The organism is Bacillus sp. Leaf49, assembly GCF_001426125.1.
GTDB lineage: Bacteria > Bacillota > Bacilli > Bacillales > Bacillaceae > Bacillus > Bacillus altitudinis.
In genome coordinates this window covers 86,304-108,311 of sequence record NZ_LMRK01000022.1, presented here as the reverse complement: position 1 = coordinate 108,311, position 22,008 = coordinate 86,304, and the positions used below count along the sequence as shown (strand labels likewise).

Annotated in this window: 25 protein-coding genes and 1 pseudogene; 12 read left to right on the top strand and 14 right to left on the bottom strand. The window is 40.1% G+C overall.

What is annotated here, in order from left to right; genetic code table 11:
* The first annotated feature begins 204 nt into the window (after positions 1-204).
* The 3 genes from ASG46_RS15250 (at position 205) to ASG46_RS15240 (ending at position 2,515) form a co-directional block, all read left to right on the top strand.
* Positions 205-633, top strand: coding sequence for an HIT family protein (locus ASG46_RS15250; protein ID WP_008348883.1), 429 nt, complete (start codon positions 205-207; stop codon positions 631-633).
* A gap of 158 nt (positions 634-791) precedes the next feature.
* On the top strand, positions 792-1,871 hold the full coding sequence (serC, locus tag ASG46_RS15245; RefSeq protein WP_007497164.1) for a 3-phosphoserine/phosphohydroxythreonine transaminase: 1,080 nt from the start codon (positions 792-794) through the stop codon (positions 1,869-1,871).
* Positions 1,872-1,996: 125 nt separating this feature from the next.
* On the top strand, positions 1,997-2,515 hold the full coding sequence (locus ASG46_RS15240; RefSeq protein WP_008348886.1) for a tryptophan transporter: 519 nt from the start codon (positions 1,997-1,999) through the stop codon (positions 2,513-2,515).
* 253 nt (positions 2,516-2,768) lie between these two features.
* Here ASG46_RS15240 and ASG46_RS15235 read toward each other — a convergent pair whose 3' ends face one another.
* Positions 2,769-2,960, bottom strand: a complete 192-nt coding sequence (locus ASG46_RS15235) for a hypothetical protein (RefSeq protein ID WP_008348888.1) — start codon at positions 2,958-2,960, stop codon at positions 2,769-2,771.
* A 128-nt stretch (positions 2,961-3,088) separates the two neighbouring features.
* On the opposite strand from ASG46_RS15235, the gene ASG46_RS15230 reads away from it, so the two are divergent.
* Positions 3,089-3,445 carry a YtxH domain-containing protein gene (locus ASG46_RS15230; protein ID WP_007497160.1) on the top strand — a complete coding sequence of 119 codons (357 nt, stop codon included), beginning with the start codon at positions 3,089-3,091 and terminating at the stop codon, positions 3,443-3,445.
* Positions 3,446-3,632: 187 nt separating this feature from the next.
* Entirely contained in the window at positions 3,633-4,247 is a 615-nt protein-coding gene (locus tag ASG46_RS15225; RefSeq protein ID WP_008348891.1) for an HTH-type transcriptional regulator Hpr, read from the top strand.
* Here ASG46_RS15225 and ASG46_RS15220 read toward each other — a convergent pair.
* Positions 4,225-4,569 carry a YhaI family protein gene (locus ASG46_RS15220; protein ID WP_007497157.1) on the bottom strand — a complete coding sequence of 115 codons (345 nt, stop codon included), beginning with the start codon at positions 4,567-4,569 and terminating at the stop codon, positions 4,225-4,227. The two genes, ASG46_RS15225 and ASG46_RS15220, sit on opposite strands and share 23 nt — an antisense overlap.
* Positions 4,570-4,803: 234 nt before the next feature.
* Here ASG46_RS15220 and ASG46_RS15215 point away from each other — a divergent pair, with 234 nt between their 5' ends.
* On the top strand, positions 4,804-5,322 hold the full coding sequence (locus tag ASG46_RS15215; protein WP_007497155.1) for a DUF3267 domain-containing protein: 519 nt from the start codon (positions 4,804-4,806) through the stop codon (positions 5,320-5,322).
* Positions 5,323-5,404: 82 nt separating this feature from the next.
* Positions 5,405-5,590, top strand: coding sequence for a hypothetical protein (locus tag ASG46_RS21380; protein ID WP_072368131.1), 186 nt, complete (start codon positions 5,405-5,407; stop codon positions 5,588-5,590).
* A 53-nt stretch (positions 5,591-5,643) separates the two neighbouring features.
* Here ASG46_RS21380 and ASG46_RS15210 read toward each other — a convergent pair whose 3' ends face one another.
* The gene (locus ASG46_RS15210) at positions 5,644-5,733 is read right to left on the bottom strand and encodes a YjcZ family sporulation protein (RefSeq protein ID WP_017360317.1); all 90 of its coding nucleotides are present in this window, start codon (positions 5,731-5,733) and stop codon (positions 5,644-5,646) included.
* Positions 5,734-5,878: 145 nt separating this feature from the next.
* The gene (locus ASG46_RS20685) at positions 5,879-5,965 is read right to left on the bottom strand and encodes a YjcZ family sporulation protein (protein WP_008361129.1); all 87 of its coding nucleotides are present in this window, start codon (positions 5,963-5,965) and stop codon (positions 5,879-5,881) included.
* Positions 5,966-6,126: 161 nt separating this feature from the next.
* Between ASG46_RS20685 and ASG46_RS15205 the strand changes: the two genes are divergently transcribed.
* Positions 6,127-7,002 (top strand): peptidylprolyl isomerase, encoded by an 876-nt coding sequence (locus ASG46_RS15205; protein WP_024719991.1) that lies wholly within the window; start codon positions 6,127-6,129, stop codon positions 7,000-7,002.
* 56 nt (positions 7,003-7,058) lie between these two features.
* Here the strand turns inward: ASG46_RS15205 and ASG46_RS15200 are convergent, their stop codons facing one another.
* The 4 genes from ASG46_RS15200 to ASG46_RS15185 all read right to left on the bottom strand — a co-directional run bounded on the left by ASG46_RS15200 (position 7,059) and on the right by ASG46_RS15185 (position 12,431).
* Positions 7,059-7,289 (bottom strand): sporulation YhaL family protein, encoded by a 231-nt coding sequence (locus ASG46_RS15200; RefSeq protein ID WP_017360318.1) that lies wholly within the window; start codon positions 7,287-7,289, stop codon positions 7,059-7,061.
* Between the two features lie 108 nt (positions 7,290-7,397).
* Positions 7,398-8,351 carry a 3'-5' exoribonuclease YhaM gene (yhaM, locus tag ASG46_RS15195; RefSeq protein WP_007497151.1) on the bottom strand — a complete coding sequence of 318 codons (954 nt, stop codon included), beginning with the start codon at positions 8,349-8,351 and terminating at the stop codon, positions 7,398-7,400.
* A 62-nt stretch (positions 8,352-8,413) separates the two neighbouring features.
* A complete protein-coding gene (locus ASG46_RS15190; protein ID WP_056705107.1) occupies positions 8,414-11,200 on the bottom strand; it encodes an ATP-binding protein in 2,787 nt (928 codons plus the stop codon).
* Between the two features lie 16 nt (positions 11,201-11,216).
* On the bottom strand, positions 11,217-12,431 hold the full coding sequence (locus tag ASG46_RS15185) for a metallophosphoesterase family protein (protein ID WP_046343091.1): 1,215 nt from the start codon (positions 12,429-12,431) through the stop codon (positions 11,217-11,219).
* A gap of 173 nt (positions 12,432-12,604) precedes the next feature.
* On the opposite strand from ASG46_RS15185, the gene ASG46_RS15180 reads away from it, so the two are divergent.
* Entirely contained in the window at positions 12,605-12,793 is a 189-nt protein-coding gene (locus tag ASG46_RS15180) for a YhzD family protein (protein WP_008348907.1), read from the top strand.
* Between the two features lie 35 nt (positions 12,794-12,828).
* Here ASG46_RS15180 and ASG46_RS15175 read toward each other — a convergent pair whose 3' ends face one another.
* A complete protein-coding gene (locus tag ASG46_RS15175; RefSeq protein ID WP_081038979.1) occupies positions 12,829-13,644 on the bottom strand; it encodes an enoyl-CoA hydratase in 816 nt (271 codons plus the stop codon).
* A gap of 135 nt (positions 13,645-13,779) precedes the next feature.
* Here ASG46_RS15175 and ASG46_RS15170 point away from each other — a divergent pair, with 135 nt between their 5' ends.
* The 3 genes from ASG46_RS15170 (at position 13,780) to ASG46_RS15160 (ending at position 15,895) form a co-directional block, all read left to right on the top strand.
* The gene (locus tag ASG46_RS15170; protein WP_235562247.1) at positions 13,780-14,106 is read left to right on the top strand and encodes a potassium:proton antiporter; all 327 of its coding nucleotides are present in this window, start codon (positions 13,780-13,782) and stop codon (positions 14,104-14,106) included.
* Between the two features lie 64 nt (positions 14,107-14,170).
* Entirely contained in the window at positions 14,171-14,668 is a 498-nt protein-coding gene (locus ASG46_RS15165; protein ID WP_008348915.1) for a cation:proton antiporter regulatory subunit, read from the top strand.
* 3 nt (positions 14,669-14,671) lie between these two features.
* Entirely contained in the window at positions 14,672-15,895 is a 1,224-nt protein-coding gene (locus tag ASG46_RS15160) for a cation:proton antiporter (protein ID WP_007497140.1), read from the top strand.
* 42 nt (positions 15,896-15,937) lie between these two features.
* On the opposite strand, the pseudogene ASG46_RS15155 reads toward ASG46_RS15160, so the two are convergent.
* The 5 genes and pseudogenes from ASG46_RS15155 to ASG46_RS15135 all read right to left on the bottom strand — a co-directional run bounded on the left by ASG46_RS15155 (position 15,938) and on the right by ASG46_RS15135 (position 21,800).
* A pseudogene (locus tag ASG46_RS15155) lies at positions 15,938-17,183 on the bottom strand (lysine N(6)-hydroxylase/L-ornithine N(5)-oxygenase family protein).
* A 78-nt stretch (positions 17,184-17,261) separates the two neighbouring features.
* Positions 17,262-18,761: a coproporphyrinogen III oxidase gene (locus tag ASG46_RS15150; protein WP_056705102.1), complete on the bottom strand. Its 1,500-nt coding sequence runs from the start codon at positions 18,759-18,761 to the stop codon at positions 17,262-17,264.
* Positions 18,762-18,874: 113 nt separating this feature from the next.
* Positions 18,875-19,741, bottom strand: coding sequence for a Cof-type HAD-IIB family hydrolase (locus tag ASG46_RS15145; protein ID WP_008348923.1), 867 nt, complete (start codon positions 19,739-19,741; stop codon positions 18,875-18,877).
* A 446-nt stretch (positions 19,742-20,187) separates the two neighbouring features.
* Positions 20,188-20,544, bottom strand: a complete 357-nt coding sequence (locus ASG46_RS15140) for a YlbF family regulator (RefSeq protein WP_008348927.1) — start codon at positions 20,542-20,544, stop codon at positions 20,188-20,190.
* 122 nt (positions 20,545-20,666) lie between these two features.
* The gene (locus ASG46_RS15135) at positions 20,667-21,800 is read right to left on the bottom strand and encodes a DUF445 domain-containing protein (protein WP_056705099.1); all 1,134 of its coding nucleotides are present in this window, start codon (positions 21,798-21,800) and stop codon (positions 20,667-20,669) included.
* Positions 21,801-22,008: the final 208 nt, after the last annotated feature.

The following is a 22,008-nucleotide window of genomic DNA, read 5'->3' as shown; positions in this document are numbered from 1 at the left end:
CAAATGAGGTGTTTACGGCAGAAATAGCAGGCATATGAATTCTTTATTTCAGTAAATAAAGAATTCAAAAGGCATATCAAATGAAAGCATCAGCATTTCTTCTGCAGGAGCAGGATGAGCGACCAAAGGAGTTCGCTTGTCCTGTTTTCTTTTTTGCTTCTTTTTGTGATACGATAAAGGAAAAATAATGAGGAGTGACATGGCGTGAGCGACTGCATTTTTTGCAAGATCATTGATGGAGACATTCCATGTGCAAAAGTATATGAAGACGAGCATGTATTGGCTTTTCTTGATATCAGCCAAGTAACAAAAGGACATACCCTTGTAATCCCGAAAATACATAAAGAAAACATTTATGACATGACACCAGAAGTGTCTAATCATTACTTCCAAGCGATTCCAAAAATCGCTAGAGCCATCAAACAAGAATTTGAACCAATTGGTTTAAACCTTCTGAACAACAACGGTGAAAAAGCCGGACAATCTGTGTTCCATTACCATATGCATATTATTCCGCGTTATGGCAAAGGCGACGGCTTTGGTGCCGTATGGAAATCTCACCAAGATCAATATACATCAGAGGATTTAAAAGACATTTCTTCTGCCATCCATACGCGCCTTACCTCATCTTAATTGATGAGGTTTTTCTTTTTTTCGCCTCTTTTCTGTGCTTATCCTCTGAATCGTAAGATATTTAGGACGATTCAAATTTTTTGTCCAAATGCTTCAAATTTGTGATAGGATGGTTTTATCTTTTGATCCATTAACGCGAGAAATAGGGAGAGATTGTGATGAAGCGAACGACGAATTTTAATGCTGGTCCGGCGGCGCTGCCGCTAGAAGTGCTTCAAAAAGCACAGGAAGAACTTGTTGATTTTAAACAAACCGGGATGTCTGTGATGGAACTTTCTCATCGCAGCGGTGAGTATGAAGAAGTCCACAATAAAGCGAAAGCACTCTTGGTAGAATTGATGGACATTCCAGAAGATTATGAGGTCCTCTTTTTACAAGGCGGGGCAAGTCTTCAATTTGCAATGATTCCGATGAACTTCTTACATGAAGGCGAAACGGCTCATTTCATCCAAACAGGTGCTTGGTCAGAGAAAGCCTTGTCAGAAGCAAAAGGGTTTGGTGAAACATCAGTGTTTGCCTCAAGTGAAGACGACAACTATTCGTATATTCCAGATGTAGATGCGTCCGTTTTAAATGACGGTGCTTACTTGCACATCACATCGAACAATACCATTTTCGGTACTCAGTGGAAAACGTTCCCGAACACGTCACTCCCGCTTATTGCCGACATGTCCAGTGATATTCTCAGCAAAAAAATAGACGTGTCTTCATTTGATTTCATTTATGCCGGGGCACAAAAAAATCTAGGGCCTTCTGGTATCACGATTGTGATCGCGCGCAAACGTTTATTAGAGAAAGAAAAAAGCGGCACACCTAAAATTTTAAAATATTCAACACATGCCAAAGCCAATTCTCTTTATCACACACCACCGACTTTTGCGATTTACATGCTGTCCCTTGTCTTGGAGCATGTGAAACAGGCGGGCGGCGTAGAAGCAGCAGAAAAACGCAATGAACAAAAAGCAGCGCTTCTGTATGATACGATTGATCAAAGCGGCGGTTTTTACAAAGGACATGCACGTGCTGACAGCCGTTCACATATGAATGTCACGTTTACCCTGCGTGATGATGCACTCACTGCATCCTTTGTGGAGAAAGCAAAACAAGAACAAATGGTTGGACTCGCCGGCCATCGTTCTGTTGGCGGGTGCAGAGCCTCGATTTACAACGCCGTCTCTATAGAAGACTGCCAAAAGCTTGCGGACTTTATGAAAAAGTTCCAGCAAGAAAATGAGTAAAAAGGCTTTTCTATCGTGAAATAAATTTGTTATAATAACGAGAAATATAAAGTCATGACTCTTGCAATAAATGATCAGCCATATTATTGGAGAGTTCTAAGAGCTTAGCAGAGGAGAGCATAGAAATGAAAACAAAAGAATTAGTGATTATGTCATTGCTTGCAGCAATGGGAGCTGTTTTGCATACGATTTTCCCGCCCATCTTTTTCGGAATGAAACCTGATATGATGCTGGTCATGATGTTTTTAAGCATCATCCTTTTTCCAAAGGTACAGCATGTCGTTGTGATCGCCCTAGTCACTGGGGTCATTTCCGCTTTGACAACAGGTTTTCCAGGCGGACAAATTCCCAATATGATTGATAAACCGGTGACAGCCTTTATCTTCTTAGCCCTTTTCTTATCTTGCCAGAAGATCAAGAACAAAGTCGTTCTGACCGCTGTACTCACCGCTGTTGGGACCGTCGTATCGGGCGTGATTTTCCTATCTGCCGCTTTACTGATTACTGGACTGCCGGCTGCGTTACCAGCACTTCTTGTAGGTGTTGTCCTGCCAGCAACTGTGATCAATACGATAGCTATGGTATTTGTCTTCCCGATTGCTCAGTCCATATTAAAGCGTGCAAGAATGATTGAAGTCGCTTAACGAATAACTGAACCTCTTCATTGGATGAAGAGGTTTTTTCATATTGTTGACAAAGGGCTAAAATGATTCTTTATTTTAGCCCTTTGTCTTCTTTTCAGCATGATTGAAAGCCCTTGAAGTCTAGGAAGGACGAGTACTGGCGCGGAGCGAATTTGACATTCGTGAGCACCAGCACGCAGGACTGACAAAGAATGCGAGGGTTTGTCTACATGCTGGAACCTCTTCATTAGATGAAGAGGTTTTTTTCATGCTTCTATAAAAGAAAAAGGGTAAGCAGCAAAATGGAGAGCGAAATCCCTGCACCTGCTGCACACACAATTGCTTTTTGTCTTAATACATGTTTTGGCGGATAAGACCCTGCATACCCAAGCTGCCTTACATAATGAATAGAACCACCTGCGAAAATCACACACATACACGTAAAAACGAACAGAAAGACAGACAACCTTCTCCCCTCCCTTTTCTTCAAAAGTATGCTAAAATAAAGCAAGCTATGTATGGAAGTTCAATGAAGCTGATCGTCAGCTCAGAGAGAACATGCGAATGTGTAAAATTTGACTAGAGGTGATTGGAATGGCTAGTGGACGTTCTTTATTAACAGGATTATTTGTAGGCGGTCTCCTCGGAGGTGCGGCAGTGCTCCTGACGACTCCCTCTTCTGGCAGAGATGTACGCGGAAAGATGAAAGACGGCTATGACAAATTCGAAGATACGCTGACAAGATTAAAAAGAGATGGACAAGCTTTAAAAGAGCAGATTGTTGAAACCGCAAAAGAAAGTGCTGAGGTCATTAAAGAGGTCGGAACTGAATTGCAAACATCCATTCAGCAATGGCGCGAGGAAATCAAACCTCATCAGCAGGACTTACAAAAGGAAATTCAGGAAATTGAGGAAAAGCTCAAACAACTGGAGAAAACCTTACAAAACTAATATACTCACAAAAAAATATTCGTTTACAAAAGTGTGCGGGGTGCGTATCCCGCACTTTTTTTGTTGAAAAAAGGTTATTTTGTCAATGTTTTTCATGACTTTTAAAAATTCTTGAATTTTCAGCTTTATTAATCTTTATTTTATTGGCATAATAGAATTACAAGAAAAAGAGAAGTAGGTGAAATGGATGAATCATTCGGAACAGCCTTTCGATGTAAAAGAAGCACTTTTATTCAGTCAAAGAATGGCCCAATTGAGCAAAGCTCTTTGGAAATCCATTGAAAAGGACTGGCAGCAGTGGATCAAACCGTATAACCTAAATATCAATGAACATCATATTTTGTGGATTGCGTATCAATTAAAAGGAGCTTCAATATCAGAAATTGCAAAGTTTGGCGTCATGCATGTATCAACGGCGTTTAACTTCTCTAAAAAATTAGAGGAAAGAGGATTTTTAAAATTTTCTAAAAAGTTAAACGATAAACGCAATACGTATATTGAACTAACGCCAAAAGGCGAAGAGACATTCCATAAACTACTCGAAGATTACGACCCGGCCCGAACTGGTATTGTCAAAGGCGCACAGCCGCTTCATGACATTTACGGAAAGTTCCCTGAAATTTTAGAAATGATGTGTATTATCCGAAACATTTATGGTGAGGATTTCATGGAGATTTTTGAGAAATCGTTTTCAAACATTGAGAAGGACTTTTTGAATGAACGTGGGAAAGTCACGAAAAAGCCTGAAGAACTTGAAGACTCAGCAGAGGAAAAAGCGGCTAAAGCAAATCAAATTGTTTAATGATCTTTATAAATTCATTCATTAACGGCTGAAACAGCCCTTGATCATGCAAAGCAAAAATCGTCTCATGAACATCCAGCTTTTCAATTAACTGTCCCGCAAACAGCGCAAGGAGATCGTCGAACATGACGTAGCCTTGTGCTTTTTGCTTGTCCATTTCATCTGAGAGCTCAGCACAAATACGCTCAATGTCCTTTGCCTCTTCTTTCGATACACGCTGCCGGATCAATAGCGCATAATATGGATAACGGCTCATATCTGTCGCCGTCAGTAACAGTTCCATATAATATTCGAGCTGGCTCATTCGTTCCTCAATACTCATGTACGTTCCCTCTTTCTCTTAGTCACTCTATTTTAGCCGAAATTACTCATTGACGAAAGAGACGAACCTCCCTCTTATGTCTTTTTTTCTTGAAAAACCCAAAGTTTCCTCTCTTTATTCCATATGAATGTAACAATTTATTTTTTTTCTTGAAAACCATTGATTTTTATCCTCAGGAAGAGTAAATTATCTTGAGATATTCAATTAGTTTTTTTGAGATTGGAAGGATGAAAAATGAATTGTTGGAAGACCATTAATCTTGAAAAAGATTATGGTTATACGAGAATGATGATTTCAGCCATATGTCTGACTGTATTTTTTTTCATTATGGCATTTTTATGTTTTCAACTGACTCATCCTGAAACGAGACTCAGCAGTCACAATGCACCACTTTTTGTCGTGCTTTTACTTGCGACATTGCTTGTCCACCGCGTGGTTCACTTGATCCCAGTCATGAAACATAAGAAAAAAATGACGTTATTTAAACGAAATTGCTGGCAGCGCGTGCCTAAGAGAGTGATGCTTTTCTCACTGCTCAGCCCGTTTTGTGTCATCTCACCTGTTTACTTTGTTTTAGGAATGGCATTTCCAATGTACGCACACTATTTTATCATGATCGCAAGTATTCATGCAGGCTATTGTTTGCCTGACTTTTTATTTGCTTGGAAACTGCTAAAAGCGCCAAAATCATGCATCATTGATCAAGCCCAAGACGAGTTTGATATTTTAGTTGACCCAACTTCCTCATCATGAGGTTTTTAAAGCCAACTTCTATCTTTTTCATAAAAAATTTGGTAATGTAGTATGGGAATAGCATAGAGAGGGGGGATCTCCGATAGTTTTATTTTACTTCATCGTCTTTGCCGCGTTTATTGTGTATTCAATAAACAGGCTTACTAATACATTATGCCTTGTCAGAGAGATTCCTGAAGAACGGCAAGATAAGGTGTTTCGCTTTATCAATGTATCGATACTGATCTTACTGATCTCATCATTTGTTGAAATTACCATATCTATTTAAGATCAAAGCAAAAGCTGCCTGTTTGATGGCAGCTTTTTGTGTATGATGATTTATTAGCAAATCCAAGATGCACCGATAATGATCAATAAGATGAATAACACGACGACTAGTGCAAAACCGCCAGCAAAGACTTCTCCTCCCATGTGAAAACACCTCCTGCCAGTTCTTCCTCTGTTCTAAGCTCAGTGTATGCAGAAAATTTTAAAACGTTTAGGCACTTGTCATCGTTTTAAAAAAGAACCGCCCGCACGCATGGCAGGACGGCTCCTTTCTGTCACAGCGATTTAATTAATAAAGATATGCTGCACCAACGATGATCAGCAAAATGAATAGCACGACCAATAAAGCAAACCCATTAGAATATCCTGCTCCCATATAATTCAGCCTCCTTTTTGTGATCAATATATGTGTATGTTGGTCGCAAAAATTTGACTAGACGAATGCCCTCCCATTTGCATTTCTTTTTACAGCATGTCACAATATGTTATGATACAAGCAATGATAAATAAATTGGAAAGATTAGGAGTGTTTTTTGAATGAAAAAAATGGCTTTAGCAGCTGTAACAGCAGTAAGTGTTTTAACTCTTGGCGCATGCAGTAGCGGTGACAAAGAAGTGATCGCAACAACAAAATCAGGAGATGTCACAAAAGAAGAGCTTTATACAACACTTAAGAAACAAGCAGGTGGAGATGCTTTAAACCTACTTGTTCAACAAAAGGTTCTTGCTGACAAATACAAAGTATCAGATAAAGAAATTGATAAGAAATTGGAAGAATATAAAAAGACACTTGGTGAAGATCGTTTAAAACAACTTCAAGATGAATTCGGAAAAGATTACATCAAAGATCAAGTAAAATATGAGCTGCTGACTCAAAAGGCTGCCAAAGCTAACATCAAAATCACTGACAAAGAAGTAAAAGCGTATTACGATGACCTAAAAGGAAAAATCCGCGCAAGCCACATTTTAGTTGCTGACAAGAAAACAGCAGATGAAGTAGAAAAGAAATTAGATAAAGGCGAAAAATGGGATGACCTTGTATCTGAATATTCAACTGACACTGCTTCAGCAGCACAAGGCGGCGATGTAGGCTGGTTCGCAAAAGAAGGCCAAATGGATGAGAACTTCAGTAAAGCTGCCTTCAAACTAAAAGTAAATGAAATCAGCAAACCAGTAAAATCTCAATTTGGTTACCATATCATTAAAAAGACCGAAGAACGCGGTAAATACGATGACATGAAAGCAGACTTGAAAAAAGAACTGCTTGATCAAAAACAAGCAGATAACAATGAAATTCAAACGATCTTAAACAAATTGGTGAAAGATGCTGATGTGAAAGTAAAAGATAAAGAACTTGAAAATACATTCAAAGAAAAATCTGAGCAAACCACACAACAAACACCAAACCAATAATGAACGAAAAACCCCTCTACATGAACTTGTAGAGGGGTTTTTTTTATTCTTATTGATTATGCAATCGAATGGTCCTCATGCTTCGCCGTTTCCTGGGATCGTTTCATTTGCTGTCCTTGACGTCTACGCTCTCTCTCCTGCTCCATTCGTTCGATAAAGATTTCTCCCTCTTTTTCAATAAAGGATTGATCAATCTCTTGTTCCTCTTTGGCTGTCGTCATTAATTTATAGGCACAAAAGATAATACCAATGATACATGCATATACCCACCATGGAAAAAATAACATTGTCTTCGCCTCCTTTTTCAGGACTAATCTCTCTTCCTTTGTGTTACATGCTTATGCGAAAAGAAGACAAGTTATGAAAAAAAACGCCCGCATCAAACGGGCGTTTTATCATGAGGATTCATTGTGAAAGGTTGGTTTATAAAACGAACGATTCTCTAGTGCAAAAATACGCTCTGTATATTCTCCTGGCTTCACATGCTCAAGCGCACGATCCATCATGTTCATTTTTGCATCTAAATTATCTATATAGTGGAGAATTTCGGCTTCCTTCACCATTGGTGGTTTAGGACTGCCCCACTCCCCTTTTCCATGATGACTCAGCACTAAATGCTGCAGAATCAGAATTTCCTCAGAATCAATGCCGAGCTCCTCTGCGGCTTTCGCAATTTCTGTCACCATAATAGAAATGTGGCCAATTAAGTTCCCTTCTACTGTATATGTGGTGGAGACAGGACCCGAAAGCTCTTTGACTTTACCTAAATCATGTAGAATGATCCCTGAATATAAAAGATCTCGATCTAGTGATGGGTATAGATCAACAATGGATTTCGCTAAATGAAGCATCGATACCACATGATAGGCAAGACCCGAAACAAACTCGTGATGGTTTTTCGTAGCTGCTGGGTAATCAGCGAATTCCTGTCCATATTTCTTCAGCAAATGTCTTGTGACACGCTGAATATTAGGGTTTTTCATATCAAAAATATATTGCATGATGGTATCCATCATATCGTGCTTTGGAATAGGAGCTGTTTCTAGAAAATCATCAATGCGGATTTGCTCGTTTTCAGCAACAGGACGTATATTCCTAAGCTTCAGCTGATTCCTTCCGCGATAATGATGAATATCACCTACTACCTTCACAATGGTTTGCGCAGCATATGTGAGTTCATCATTCTGCTTTGCATCCCATAGCTTCGCCTCAATATCTCCACTTTGATCTTGAAGAATTAACGTTAAAAATGGTTTGCCATTACTCGCAATCCCTTTAGTAGATGATTTAATTAATAAATGCAGGTCAACTTGTTCGCCGACGTCATAGGTCATGATCCCTTTAGCCATTCAATAAATGCTCCTTCCATGTTTCTGCTCATATAAGTATAACATAAGTCATAATTTGTCAATCATTCCACTGCTAAGCTCGTAATCTGCCCGTCTTCCGCTGCTTGTTTCATATAATGATGACAAGTGAAATAAAACAGCTGTGTTTCAAAACGAGTGAGTTCATTCATCAGCTCCAGCACCCTGTCTAGACGGACATGATCAAAGTGAACGAAACTGTCATCCATCATAAATGGGAGCTGACAATCTTGCTGGTGGGACAAAGCAAGTGCAAAACGAATCGAGAGATAAATTTGCTCACATGTTGCTTGTGAAAGCTCCTCCGGGCGGAATAGGCGTCCATCCCTCCGTTTCACAATCAGCCGGTCATCTTCGGCAGAAAATAAAATCACTTCATATCGATCATTCGTTAACGGCTGAATAAATCGGGAAGCTGTTTGGAGGAGTGCTGGTAGCCTCGTTTCTTTATGCTCATTGAGTTTCTCTCGAATGACGGAACGAACGAGCTGAATAGCCGCCCATTTTTTCGCTAGATGCTTTGCCTGCTCCTGCTCTACAGCAAGCTGATGAGTCAAATCAGACACTGTACCTGATGCTTCTATTTGGCGTATTTCAACTGCTAATTCTGCCAAGCGTTTTTTCATATTCGTCACATTCTCTTGCATGTCATTCAGATGTCTTTTTGCTTGTGCACACTGCTCCTCAAGGGTGCGTAAACCTTTACGGACAATGACCTCTTCCTCATCTATATAACCGCTTTTGTGCAGCTCTTGGTTCAGCTGCTGCAAATTGTACAGCAGCTCCCGGTATTCTTTGGATAGATGAGATAGGACATGATAATCTTCTTTTGACGCTGCTTCTACTTTTCGAAAAAGCTCGTCCGTTTGTTTTTCATAATATTGAACTTCTCCTTCTAATGTTGTCAGCTGCTGCTCTACATGTTGAATGGATACGTGCAATGTCTGACGTTCTTTTTCTCTTTTTTCCTCATCTTTCAATATCTCTTGAAAGGCTGAGATATTCTCTTGAATGGTTCCTTCTTTTCTTTGAAGGAGACTCATGAGCGCTGAAACTCTTTGCTCGTAGGTCGATTGCTGCTGTGTGAGCATCTCTATTTCCTTGTTAAGCGCCTCATATGCCGCTGTATTCGCTTTTAATTGTTTCAAGATATGGAAAGCTTCCACAAGGAATGAGAGCTCTGAGGACAAACCCAGCTGCCTTCTCATATCTTCTACTTGTTGCTGTACAGGTTCCAGTTCCCGCTCCCAGTCTTCATATTGCTGTATCATTCTTTCGTATAAAAGCTCCTTTTGCTTCACTAGCGTTTCAGCTGAAGCTGTTTGAACTTGAAAGGAATGATAGGCGTTACTGTCGTTTGCTTCCTTCATCTGAGTCTGTTTAAGCACTGGATAAATAGCGATCAAGACAAAAACGGAAAATCCTGCAAACAGTAACGTCACCCAGCTCTCTGCTAAAACGAATAAGACCGTGAGAATGACAGCACATAGCACGAACATCAGCGGGAATAACCACACTCTGGAATGATTCTGTTTCACTGTAGCCCTTGTGCCCCTGACATCTTCTGTATCTTGCTGTTTAACAGGCTGCTCCTTTAATCCTTTTAGAGCGGTTTCCGCTTCTTCCAGCTCATGTCTTGCATGATCAAACCGGTCATCGAGCTGTGTTTTCCTATCCATTAAACGAACGTATTGGCTCACAGCCTCTTTTAATTCCCACTCAAAGTCAAGTGAATCGTCCAGCTGGTCAAGCTTGATTGGACGATGCCACTTCAGCTTCGCTGATGCTTCTTCTATTTTTTGTTTCAAAGAATTCTGCTCTGTTTTCCCTGCTGCTAAGCGTTTCTTCACAAGTTCAGCATCCGATGATTCAGCTATGACTCGCTTCATCTCCAATACCGTATCCTTGTCATAGAGTGGCTGAATTTGCGTGAGCGACGTTTGCAAATGATCTAATTTTTGTTTCAGTGCCGTCACTTGCGCCTTTTTTGGGTGAAGGTGTGATTCTAATTTATCAAGTTCATGCGCGGTTTCCGGTCTAAACCGTTTGACTCGTTCTGGATAACTAGCCAAATCTTTTTTTAACTCTATCTTGTTTTCTATCATAGGATAAAGTCGAATATGTTCAGTCAAAAGCTGAACCTCTTCTTCAGTCTGTCTCATTTCATGCTGAAGCATTTCTACCTTCTCAGTTAATTCAGCTTGTTCTTTTTTCTTTTCGGTATAACGACTTTCTACCAATTTGGCCTGTTTCAACTTACCTGACAGCTCTTTTACATGATCAAGCTGCTGATTTAATTCAGGCTTACGTCCATTCGGTTTAAAAAGCTGCTCCTGCTGTTTTAGTAACCTGCTGTCCATTTTGGATGCCGCATCTGAGCCAAACAAACTTGAAAAGAGTAGAAATTCCCCTATTTGATCTTGATTTAATGCTTGTACATTTTGCAGACCAAACACGTCAAAAGAATAGATCGATTGGTATAATCTGCGATCCGTTCCCTTTAACATCGCATGTAGAAAAGCTTCATCTTTCACTTCACCATTTGGAAGCAACACCTGAGCTTGGCCGCCATGATCAGATGTTCTTTCAATATGAATCACACCTAATTCCTCATCTAAACACGTAAGAGAACCACCATAAAACGAGCCATGCTTTGGCTTATACATATGGCTTTTGGAAAAACCAAATAACATCGATTCAATAAACGCCTTCAATGTCGTTTTCCCCGATTCATTCAGGCCATAAACTAACTGAAAACCGTCATCAGAAAAGTGGAAGGTTTGATTGGAAAATTTCCCGAAATTCGCAATATGGAGTGAACGTATTTTCATCATGCCTCTCCTTTTCTCATAATTGCTTCAGCTGTTCTGCCAGCAGCCTTTGTGCCTCTTCTTTAATATCGATCTCGTCCTCTTTTGTAAGAGCTTTTCCTGCTTTTCTATAGGTTGGATGACGCTTGATCGGTAAAAGCAGCTCATCATACGCATCAAACTCGGCAATTTCTGCTGTTAGTTCTGTCAAAAAAGAATCTTCTGGATAGACGGCATCTTCATATGTCCGGCAGTCAATCGACATCACCCAAACGAACAAGTCTTCATCTTCCTCCTGTTCATGAAGTACAACCATCAGCTCCTCAAGCACTTCAAGCTGCGTGAGCTCCATATAAGCAGGAGCATCGCCAGTTAGTACGATTTTCACAAAATGAGGAACACCTCTCTCTTTCAGTCCACTCATCTTTTTGTCCACAAGTGTCACAAGATCGGTCATATGAGCGGTATGTGTGATATCTATTGTCAATGTCTCAAAGATGACATCTGAACAGCTCATAAACTCCGCTCTTTGAGCATCTTCAGATAGGTAAACGACATAACAGCCTTTCTCTCCTGTTTCTTTTATATGTCTTCCTTGCACGTTTCCAGGATAGATCACCATTGGGTCTTCATGCAGAAGAGTCCGCTTATGAATATGTCCAAGCGCCCAATAATCAAAATCCCGCGCTAGAAGCTGCTGAAGCTGAAATGGTGCATACGCATCATGCCCTTCTTGACCTGCTAATGTGCCGTGAAGCATGGCAATATGATAGGGGGCATCTGTTTTTTTTTCATAATAAGGTGTCATATTTTCATGGACAGCTCGCTCTTTGTAGCTGAACCCGTAAATACTTGCCACAAGCTGACCATCTCTATAAAAGGCTTGCTCACTTGGCGTACTGCTCAAAAAAACGTGAACATTCTCTGGCCACTCAATTGGTGTCCATTCACCACCTAAATGATCATGATTACCATAAATAATAAACACTTCAATCCCGTGTGATTGCAGCTGAAGAAACTGATTTCTTAAAAAAAGCTGTGCTTTTAGGCTACGATTCGATTCGTCAAATAGATCTCCGCTAAGCAGCATAAAGTCTACTTCTCGATCAATTGCAAGTTCAAACATGTTCTTGGCACTTTGAAATGTACTTTCTTTCAACCTCTTAAAAATTCGGTTCGGTATATTGGACATTCCCGCAAACGGACTATCTAAATGAAGATCTGCGGCATGAATAAAAGTGAGCTTCGTCAAACGTCTATCTCCTTGTACGTTACTGTAGTTGTCCATATTTTATCACGCCGTTTTTACGAATGCACGTTCTATCGCTCTTATTCTAAAAAACACATTTTTAGGGGTAAAAAAAGAGGTTTTAACTTCCTCCTTGTATAATTCATTAAAAAACAAGAAGAAAGGGAAGATCAGAGATGGAGAAAACCTACTTTTTGACTGTATTTGATTCGTCAGGTGAAACCTTATTAAACGAAAAAATCACCACAGATAGTGATGAAAAAGCAAAAGAGTTAGGACGTCATCGTTTAATCGAACAACAATACACAAAGCATTCTCACCGGCTCGTCAATGATGCAGGTAAACTTCTTTTATTTGAACGTTAAAAAAGCCGGCATCCGCCGGCCATTCATTCTTCTATTTAATGAAACACAGGACGTCTTTTTTCCAAAAACGCTTGAACACCCTCCTGATGATCACGGCTTTGTCTCAGTCTAGCTTGTGCAGCACGCTCTTTTTGAAGAACGGCTAACAGCTGTGATTCTGACTGCTGAAAATAAATCATCTTTGTTTCAACAAAGGCTTGAAGCGGCATATTTAAAAACGGCTTGACGCACGCTTTCTGATACGTATCCACCTCATCTTGAAACACGCCGTCTGCAAGGCGAAGCTTGAGCGCTTCTTCAGCCGGCAGCTTTTGCCCGCTCCAAATCAATTGTTTAGCGGTTTGTTCACTAACTCTTTTGGTGAGGAAAAAATGCCCTCCGCCATCTGGGATTAACCCGATTCCATTAAAGTTCATGGCAAGTTTAGCATCTTGATGCATAAACAAATAGTCACAGCTAAGGGCAAAGCTAAAAGCAAGACCAGCCGCTGCCCCGTGGACAAGTGCAATCGTCACTTTTTTCATACTGGCTAAAGAAAGTGTAATTCCCTCGATCAGATCCATCACGCGATGAAAATCTTCTTCACGATCTTGCTTTAGCATCATGCCAATATCTCCGCCTGCTGAAAACCCTTTGCCCATCCCCTTGAGTACAACAATTTTCGCACTGCTCTCACTCGCTGTATCACACGCTTCCTTAAATTCAGCAAACATGTCAACATGAAACGAATTATACGCTTCAGGCCTATTGAAAACGATTTCAAAAATATCCCCATCTACCTGACAATTGATATATGTCATCATCCATTCCCCCTCTTTCTTTTCAAGCTCATCACTTACTTCAATTTCCATCAAGCAATTCCTTTTCCTCTACACAAAAAATTTCAAGATCAACTGATACTAAAATAAGCATAATTGTTGAAACGAGAAATATATTTTTATATAGTAAAATAAGAAATAAAACATCATATGAAAGGGGGAGAATGATTGATAAGAAGTTCCATATGTATATTGATTAGCTGCATCGTCATGTTTTCTCCCTTTTCAAATGTCGTTTTTGCTTCACAAGCAGAAGCGAGCACACCGAGCCTGATTTCTCCATCGATTTATGATGAAGAAATCAATGCTGTGAAGACACCTCCGTTTTCAAAAAAACATGCCGCATCTCTTCTGTTAAAACAGAGGTTATCAATGGGCGCTTCAAAAGCTGTTCTTGTAAAGCTTGCATCAACCACAGCGTTATCTATTGATTTATGTTTTTTAGAAATGAAGTGTGCAATCCCCATTATGTACCAATCAAATTACCTCGACTGATTCATTTTATTTCATCCGTACTCACTATATGAAAAACAAAACCTATCATATTCGGAGGGATAAAATGAACATTAAAGAAAATGATCTTCCTGGGATTGGAAAGAAATTTGAAATTGAAACGAGAAATAGAGAAAAGATGACGATTGTGATTCATGATGATGGCAGACGGGAGATTTATCGTTTCGACGATGAAGATCCAGATGAAATACTGTCCACCATTTCTCTCGATGATGCTGAAGCCCGGCAAATTGCTGCCATTATTGGCGGTATGGTGTATAAGCCGCAAGCACTTGAAACGATTGAAATGGCGTTCAATGATTTGATCATTGAATGGTTTAAGGTAGAAAAAGACGCAAAAGCAGTTGGACATACACTCGGCGATTTAGATGTGAGACAAAATTATGAAGTCACCGTCATTGCGATCATTAAACATACAAATGAAAAATTACTCAACCCTGGTGCCGATTCGATTATTCAAGCAAATGATACGATGGTCATTTCAGGCGAAAGAAAACACTTGAAGCGATTGATACGTGATTTTCTTTCTAGAGGGGGAGAGTGATGAATGGATCATTTAGTCTTTGAAGTTGGAACGGCGCTTATTCTCATCGCCATTGCCAGCTTAATCGCCAATAAAATTAAATTTTCTATCATTCCTTTTCTCATTGTCCTCGGGATGATTGTTGGTCCGCATGCACCAACAATCGGGATCATTGATTTGAAGTTTATCGAGAGCACCGAGATTATTTCGTTTTTTGGTAGAATGGGTGTCCTGTTCCTTCTATTCTACCTTGGGCTTGAGTTCTCTGTCGGCAAACTCATAAAATCGGGTAAATCCATTGCAGTCGGCGGATCTATTTATATTTTGATCAACTTTAGCTTAGGATTGCTTTATGGGTTTATCACAGGCTTTGGATTCCTTGAAGTTCTCATTATGGCAGGCGTTATCACCATTTCATCCAGCGCCATTGTCGCCAAAGTCCTTGTCGATTTAAAACGGACAGCGAACCCTGAAACAGAGTTAATTCTTGGGATTATTATGTTTGAGGATATTTTTCTCGCCGTTTATTTATCTGTCGTATCAGGTCTTGTCCTTGGAGATGCCACGTCCGTTGGCGGTGCCTTATTATCTATTTTAATCGCTTTTGGTTACATGATGATTTTCTTTATCATCGCGCGTAAGCTGCCAAAACTATTAAACAAACTATTCGATATCCGTTCAAATGAAGTATTTATCATTGTCATTTTTGCCGCTTTGTTCTTCGTGGCTGGTTTTTCAGAGACGATTCATGTCGCAGAGGCCATTGGCGCTCTCTTACTCGGTCTTGTGTTTTCAGAAACAGAGCATTCAGACCGCATTGAACATCTCGTTGTTCCTTTTAGAGATTTCTTTGGCGCCATGTTCTTCTTCAGCTTTGGACTAAGTATTGATCCATTTACATTAGGAGATGCCTTCTGGCTTGCGATCGGTGCTGTCATTCTCACCTTGATCGGGAACTTTACCGCCGGGATGTTTGCTGGAAGAAGAGCCGGTTTCTCTCATAAAGCCTCTTCTAATATTGGATTAACCATCGTATCAAGAGGAGAGTTTTCCATCATTGTAGCCGAACTTGGGATTGCAGGCGGGCTTGCCGCTACATTGAAGCCATTTGCTGCATTATATGTATTAATCCTTGCGATTTTAGGACCGCTAGTGACGAAAGAATCAAAGCGTATCTATCAAATCCTAAACAAAATCTTCAAATGGAAAACTGAAAAACCAAAAGTAAAAAGAGAAACAACCATTTAATTGAAAAGGGCCCTGTGCTGGGGCCCTTTTTTTATTTTATATCTATTCAAATTGCTGAAATGCTGTTTCTTGCTTCACTTGTTCTTTCGTATCCCCGCGAATGGTTCGGATGACTTTCTGATTGCGGTAGATCGAAAGTTTTAAATTGGTCGCCGCTGTTCCATGAGAGTGATCGAGGTTCGTGAATGTAAAGAAATGATGAGACCGTTTGTCTTTAAACACAAGCCTGAAGTCGTCTGTCACTTTAAAATGCTTATCGCTCTCCCATTCAATCAATGGTTCATATACGCTAAACCATTCCGGAATATTAGGCGTATATCCTGTAGCCAATACCACATGATCGGCTGTGATTTTCTTTTCTTTCTTCAGCTGCCATTGTTTCAAATGCAGCTCTAACTGCTGCTCATCCTCCATATGTATCGCTTCAAGCTCCGTCATTGGCTGAATGAGTACAGATGGCTCTTCTCCTGAAACGGATCGATGGTACAATTCCTGATAAATGTGAGAAAGCGTCGATGCATCTATGCCATTCCTTAATCCTGCCAGTCTAGGCAATGTGTTCATCCGTTCTTCATAAGGAAGGTGTAAATAGCTCCTGACCAAGCTCCGCTGTCTCTAGTTCTCTAAATTCACTTGAACGTGTAAACCATGAAAGCTGCTGTCCTTTCTTCTGATGCTGAAGCAGGTCTAAGAAAATTTCAGCTGCACTCTGACCTGAACCAATCACCGCCACCGTTTCAGCTTCATGAAGTTCTTTTTGTTGATCCACATAACGGCTGCTATGGGTCACATGCGGCAACGCAGCTTCTGGCACATCGACAGGAATCATCGGCTTGCTTCCCGTTCCAAGAACGACATGTTTTGCACGATATTCAGAAAGCGCCCCATCTTTCAACCGCCGAACTTTTACAAGATACCCGTCTTCACAGTCGGTCACTTCTTCCACCTTCATCCCGAACTGACAGCTATCTAATTCACCTGCAACCCATGATAAATACTCATTGAATTCTCTCCGGGGGATATCAAATTGTTCAAATGTATAAAATCGGTGAAGCCTGTTTGATTCATGTAAATAATTTAAAAATGTATACTTGCTCCTTGGATTAGCCATTGTCACAAGGTCCGCTAGAAAGGAAACTTGTAAGTCCGTTCCTTTGATGAGCATACCAGGATGCCAAGCAAATTCGGTTTCCTGTTCAAAAAAACAGCATGCCACATCTTCATACTCCTCTAATAAAGCGGCCAATCCTAAATTTGCTGGCCCAATCCCAATTCCGATCACATCCATCATATGTACACCTGCTTTATCTTTTTACCCCCTATATACCCTTTTACAAATGAAAAAAACACTGCGTCACCGCAGTGTTTACATGTGAGAAACAAATAATGACTCAAGAAACTGAATCTTCTCTTCCGTATAGTGCTCATAACGATCATTATAAGACTTTGGATCTTTTGGATTGGCATACTGCGTAATTTTTCCGGTTCGCGGATCAATGAATTTACTCGCAGCGCCGCATCCAATGCCAATGATCGTCTGCACCTCTTCCATAATGATAATATTATACAAACTTTCCTGTCCATCTAACGAATACCCGACATTTTCGAGATTCCCCAAAATGTTTTTTTGTCTGTATAAATAGTACGGATGATAGTCATGTGCCTTTGTCCAAGCAACCGCTTCATCCATCATACGTGTGATCTCTTCTCGGTCTGCCACTTGATACTTTTCCTTATTGCGGGTCATTTCAGACGCTCTCTTAAAGGAAAGTGTATGCACCGTTAAAGATTCGGGCTTCAGTTCTTCTGTCTTGTACAAGGAATGTTGGAATTCCTTTAGCCCTTCTCCTGGCAGCCCGATGATTAAGTCCATGTTAATATTATTCATGCCATACTGCCTTGATAAATGATACTTTTCAATCGTTTCTTCCACACTATGGTGCCGGCCAATCGCTTTCAATGTTTCATTCTCATATGATTGCGGATTGATACTAATCCGGTCAATATGATAACGGTTGAGCACTTCCAGCTTATCAGGTGAAATCGTATCAGGTCGTCCCGCTTCTACAGTGACTTCCCGAATATGTTTCACATCTGGAAAAGAGCGATACATCTCCTCATACAGCAAATCCATTTCTTCTGCTGTAATACTCGTTGGAGTACCTCCGCCAAAATAAACAGTCGTCACTTTAATCCCATGTTCCTTTAACCATTCGCCCATTTTTTGCATCTCATAATGCAGCCCAAAAAGAAACGTTCCCACTCTTCCAGCTTGTCCTTGAATGGCATAAGCAGGGAACGTGCAATAAGCACATTTTGTTGGACAGAAAGGAATACCGATATAAATACTCACTTCCTCCTGTAGATCGTACAGATCTGGAATAGCTTTGATTTGACGATCAACAATCTCCTGCATCAAATGGATCTTTTCATCATGAATCAAGTAATCGCGCTTTAACGCTGCATGTGCTTCTTCCTTTGTCATGCCTTCTCTTAGCATCTTATGAAGTAATTTCGTAGGGCGTATCCCCGTAAGAATCCCCCATTTTTGCGTCATTCCTGTATATTCCTGAAGCAGATGTAAATAAACAGACAACACAGTGTTTTTGATTTGCTTCCAGCGCTCTTTTTCATTCAAGCCCTCTGGCATCTCTCTTGTAAAACGACTCGTCATATCTGATCCAGCAATATGGCCAGAAGCCTCCACCATACCGCCATTTTCTTTCCAATCAAACACCATCACTAGGCCATCGTTTGCTTCACCGGAATCAAACAGCACTTCACTATCTTCTTCAAATAAATTGGCTATATTGACAAGCGGTCGATGAAATCGTTCATCAGACAGCCCTTTAACTAAAATTCGCATCGTATCACCTTTATCTTCAAACTTGTTTCATTTTACAAAATTCATCTAGGAAAAGCAATGAAGAGAACAGACGAAGGCCCTGCCATTTCTTAATAGACAGGGCCTTCATTATATTATCGTTTAATATCAAATTGATGTAAAAAACCTTCCCTTTGCTGCATTCTAAAGTATTCTTTGATCATATAAGCAACACCCTGTTCATCATGAGAACGTGTCACCCAATCGGCTTTACGTTTGACCGAATGAGGTGCATTCCCCATCGCAACGCCTAAGCCAGCTAACTCAAGCATCGGGATGTCGTCTGTCCCGTGACCGATCACGACCGTATCTTCTAATGTAAAACCTAGTGCTGAAGTTAAAAGAGAAAGTCCTGCTTCTTTCGATACCCCTTTGCATACAATGTTCATTTTCTCATCACTGATCTTAATCAGATCCACAGATGGGAATGCTTGTTGAATGGTTGTGTGGATTTCAGGCTGAAGTGCTGCCGTCGAATACACTTCAATGACAGGTGTGCTAACCGGTTCATCCATGAGCATATCACTTAATGATTCAACAAATTGAACGGGATAGAAAATGGGATCAGATGGATGAATCAACGTTTTTCCCATCAGTTGAGACTGTGTTTTTTTCCGATTGCCGATTGAGAATTTTTCATGTAACAAGCGAACATTACAATCAAAGCTTTCAAGGATCTGCACAAGATTAAATGTTTTCTCTTCCGTTAATTTCTTCACATGGAGTGGCTCATCAAGCTTATCAGCGATAAATGCACCACTATGCGTCACAAGAGTTGAAGTTGGTATTTTCAACGCCTTGGCAATTTTTTGCGCGGATCGAAAATGACGGTTGGTGACAATCGTCACGTAAACCCCTTTTTTCTTAACATATTCCACAGCTTCTTTTGTAGCGGAATGGATTTTCCCATTGGAACGAAGCAACGTTCCATCTATATTGAGTGCAAGTAGCTTTTTTGACACTGAGGCATCCCCCTTCTTGATGACTGTACTTACGATGAGGATATGCCCTAGCTTATCGCTTTAGAACATGCAGTTGAAGCAGCCCTTGTTTTATGCCTCAATCGCAAATAAAAAAAGCCTACCCCTAGGCTTTTTTTTATGTATGGTTTGGATGCGTAACAATGGCGTGATGAAGCTCCCCATGATCCCCTCATCTTTCACACACCAAAGCATTGCTTATATCATATCCCCTTATGCTTTGCTTTTCTCCCAGAAGCGCTTCTCTCTCATTTGGCTCATCGCCGTAAATCCAAAGTGGAACGCACCCAATTCATCACGATAGCGCTTTTTGAAAGCACTTTCAATAAGTATTATCGCAGAATTTACGAGCTTCGACAACCCTTTTTTTAAAGATATACAAGCGGCGATATGAATGAAAAAAAGGGCGAATATGATCGCCCTTTCAATTAATTTTCTTCTGTATTTCCATAAAGCTCTTCAAGAGGCTTCATGATAATTTTATTTAATTCACCGATGAGAACACTTACGCGTTGTTCTGCTTCCATCAACTGAGAGATTTTATCGTGTTGCTGCACAAGTGCAACCGTTTTTTGCGCTTGCTCTACTTCTTCTTGTGTAATCTCTTGACCAGTCATTTGTTTTTGTTGAAGGTTTACTTGAATGTCACGGAAGTTCTCAAACATTCTTTTAGAGGATTCATCCCCATTTACCTCATCATAAAGATTTCTTAACGCTGAATATTCTTCGCTATGACGCAGTGCTTTTTCAAGGTCATATGCAACATCATAAAGATTTACAGACATGTTATGTCTCCTTTCTATCCGTTATCACCGATATGGATCGGCGGACACCACTCCACTATAACAAACTATGGCTTTCGTTTCACATATATACAATAAATTCATCGAAATTTCTCGATCTTGCCTTAGAATAAGGTGACAAAAATCGCTTGGACAGCACCGATCAATCCACCTAAAAGACCACCTAAAAATGTGATCATCTTCAGCTCCTTATTAGATATGCTGATCACAAGCTCTTCCATTTTTTCAAGCGGGAAAAGTTCAATTTGTTCACGAATAATTTCTTCAAATTGGAGCTTTGCGAGCAGTCCCTCAAGCGCATTAGATGCGGCTTCAATCCCTTTATCAATGAGAGATGGAGCAAACTTGGTCTTAAGATCATCCGCTACTGCACTGATGTAAACTCCTACTGGTCTATCTAACAGCACCTTTGTAGAAAAATGTGAAAGCAATTGCTTTTTCACACTAAATAGAAGCTCCTTCACATTCCATTTTTCATCAAGCTCATGTAAAGAAAATTGCTTTACCTTGACCCATTCTTGAACAAGTAAATCTGATAAAAACCTTTTTGTCTCTGCATTCTTTAAGAACTTCATCATTTCAGGATGCACGCGATCAATTAAGCTTGAATTCCCTAAAAACATTTGGACCATACTGCCAAGCATTCCTCGTTCTTTTAAGAAATCATCTATCATATGACCGAGTCTTGCTTTTCCCTCATCACTTTCAAAATAATGAATGCCTCTCTTTAAAATATAATCTGCGGCATCTGGAATTTTTGATGCAAGCTTATTTTCTACATCCTGTGGCAACAGCTCAGACAATGTTTGCTGATCATACTTTTCAAGCAGTGAGTGGAGCTTATGATCAGTCCACTGATGAAGCCATGCGTCAGCTTTAACGTCAGCCTGTGAAAAACCGTATTTTTCTAACATGGAGAAAACCGTCATTTCCATATCAGCACCTTTATCAATATATCGGTGCACTGCCTGCAATATCTCTTGCTTTGCCTCTGATGATTCAAATCGTTTTTTAATACCCTCTGGCGTTAGTAAATGCTCCATCACCATGACGCCAACCTGCTTGGCTACTTCATCTCTTCTTTTAGGAATGAGACCCGGTGTAAATGGGAGCTGCTTCCCAAATAAATAATATGGCTTATACGGACGAAAAAGCATTTTAATTGCGAGATGGTTTGTTGCTGCCCCTATCACTGCACCTATCACAATCATAAAGATAAACGTTGTGAATATATCCAAAGTCGTCATCTACCTTTCAAACAACACCTGAAGTTTATTGTTTTTATCTATACGTATTATAGTTGTTGTCAAGAGTCCAAGCAAATGAAGCATTCAATGTGACATATGAGACAACGATCTGTCGTAATGATATAGGAACGCCAAGTTTATGTAAAATCAACAAAAAGTGTTTTTCAGATGTTAAAAAAAGAATTTGAAAAGTAGGTGT

Bases quoted from the DNA above. Each gene is read 5' to 3' on its own strand.
- ASG46_RS15210 (WP_017360317.1), bottom strand. From the start codon at position 5,733: ATGGGAGGAGAAGTCTTTGCTGGCGGTTTTGCACTAGTCGTCGTGTTA.
- ASG46_RS15205 (WP_024719991.1), top strand. From the start codon at position 6,127: ATGAAAAAAATGGCTTTAGCAGCTGTAACAGCAGTAAGTGTTTTAACT.
- ASG46_RS15165 (WP_008348915.1), top strand. From the start codon at position 14,171: ATGAACATTAAAGAAAATGATCTTCCTGGGATTGGAAAGAAATTTGAA.
- ASG46_RS15215 (WP_007497155.1), top strand. From the start codon at position 4,804: ATGAATTGTTGGAAGACCATTAATCTTGAAAAAGATTATGGTTATACG.
- ASG46_RS15225 (WP_008348891.1), top strand. From the start codon at position 3,633: ATGAATCATTCGGAACAGCCTTTCGATGTAAAAGAAGCACTTTTATTC.
- ASG46_RS20685 (WP_008361129.1), bottom strand. From the start codon at position 5,965: ATGGGAGCAGGATATTCTAATGGGTTTGCTTTATTGGTCGTGCTATTC.
- ASG46_RS15140 (WP_008348927.1), bottom strand. From the start codon at position 20,544: ATGTCTGTAAATCTTTATGATGTTGCATATGACCTTGAAAAAGCACTG.
- serC (WP_007497164.1), top strand. From the start codon at position 792: ATGAAGCGAACGACGAATTTTAATGCTGGTCCGGCGGCGCTGCCGCTA.
- ASG46_RS15160 (WP_007497140.1), top strand. From the start codon at position 14,672: ATGGATCATTTAGTCTTTGAAGTTGGAACGGCGCTTATTCTCATCGCC.
- ASG46_RS15190 (WP_056705107.1), bottom strand. From the start codon at position 11,200: ATGAAAATACGTTCACTCCATATTGCGAATTTCGGGAAATTTTCCAAT.
- yhaM (WP_007497151.1), bottom strand. From the start codon at position 8,351: ATGGCTAAAGGGATCATGACCTATGACGTCGGCGAACAAGTTGACCTG.
- ASG46_RS15240 (WP_008348886.1), top strand. From the start codon at position 1,997: ATGAAAACAAAAGAATTAGTGATTATGTCATTGCTTGCAGCAATGGGA.
- ASG46_RS15175 (WP_081038979.1), bottom strand. From the start codon at position 13,644: ATGGAAATTGAAGTAAGTGATGAGCTTGAAAAGAAAGAGGGGGAATGG.
- ASG46_RS15150 (WP_056705102.1), bottom strand. From the start codon at position 18,761: ATGCGAATTTTAGTTAAAGGGCTGTCTGATGAACGATTTCATCGACCG.
- ASG46_RS15180 (WP_008348907.1), top strand. From the start codon at position 12,605: ATGGAGAAAACCTACTTTTTGACTGTATTTGATTCGTCAGGTGAAACC.
- ASG46_RS15230 (WP_007497160.1), top strand. From the start codon at position 3,089: ATGGCTAGTGGACGTTCTTTATTAACAGGATTATTTGTAGGCGGTCTC.
- ASG46_RS15200 (WP_017360318.1), bottom strand. From the start codon at position 7,289: ATGTTATTTTTTCCATGGTGGGTATATGCATGTATCATTGGTATTATC.
- ASG46_RS15220 (WP_007497157.1), bottom strand. From the start codon at position 4,569: ATGAGTATTGAGGAACGAATGAGCCAGCTCGAATATTATATGGAACTG.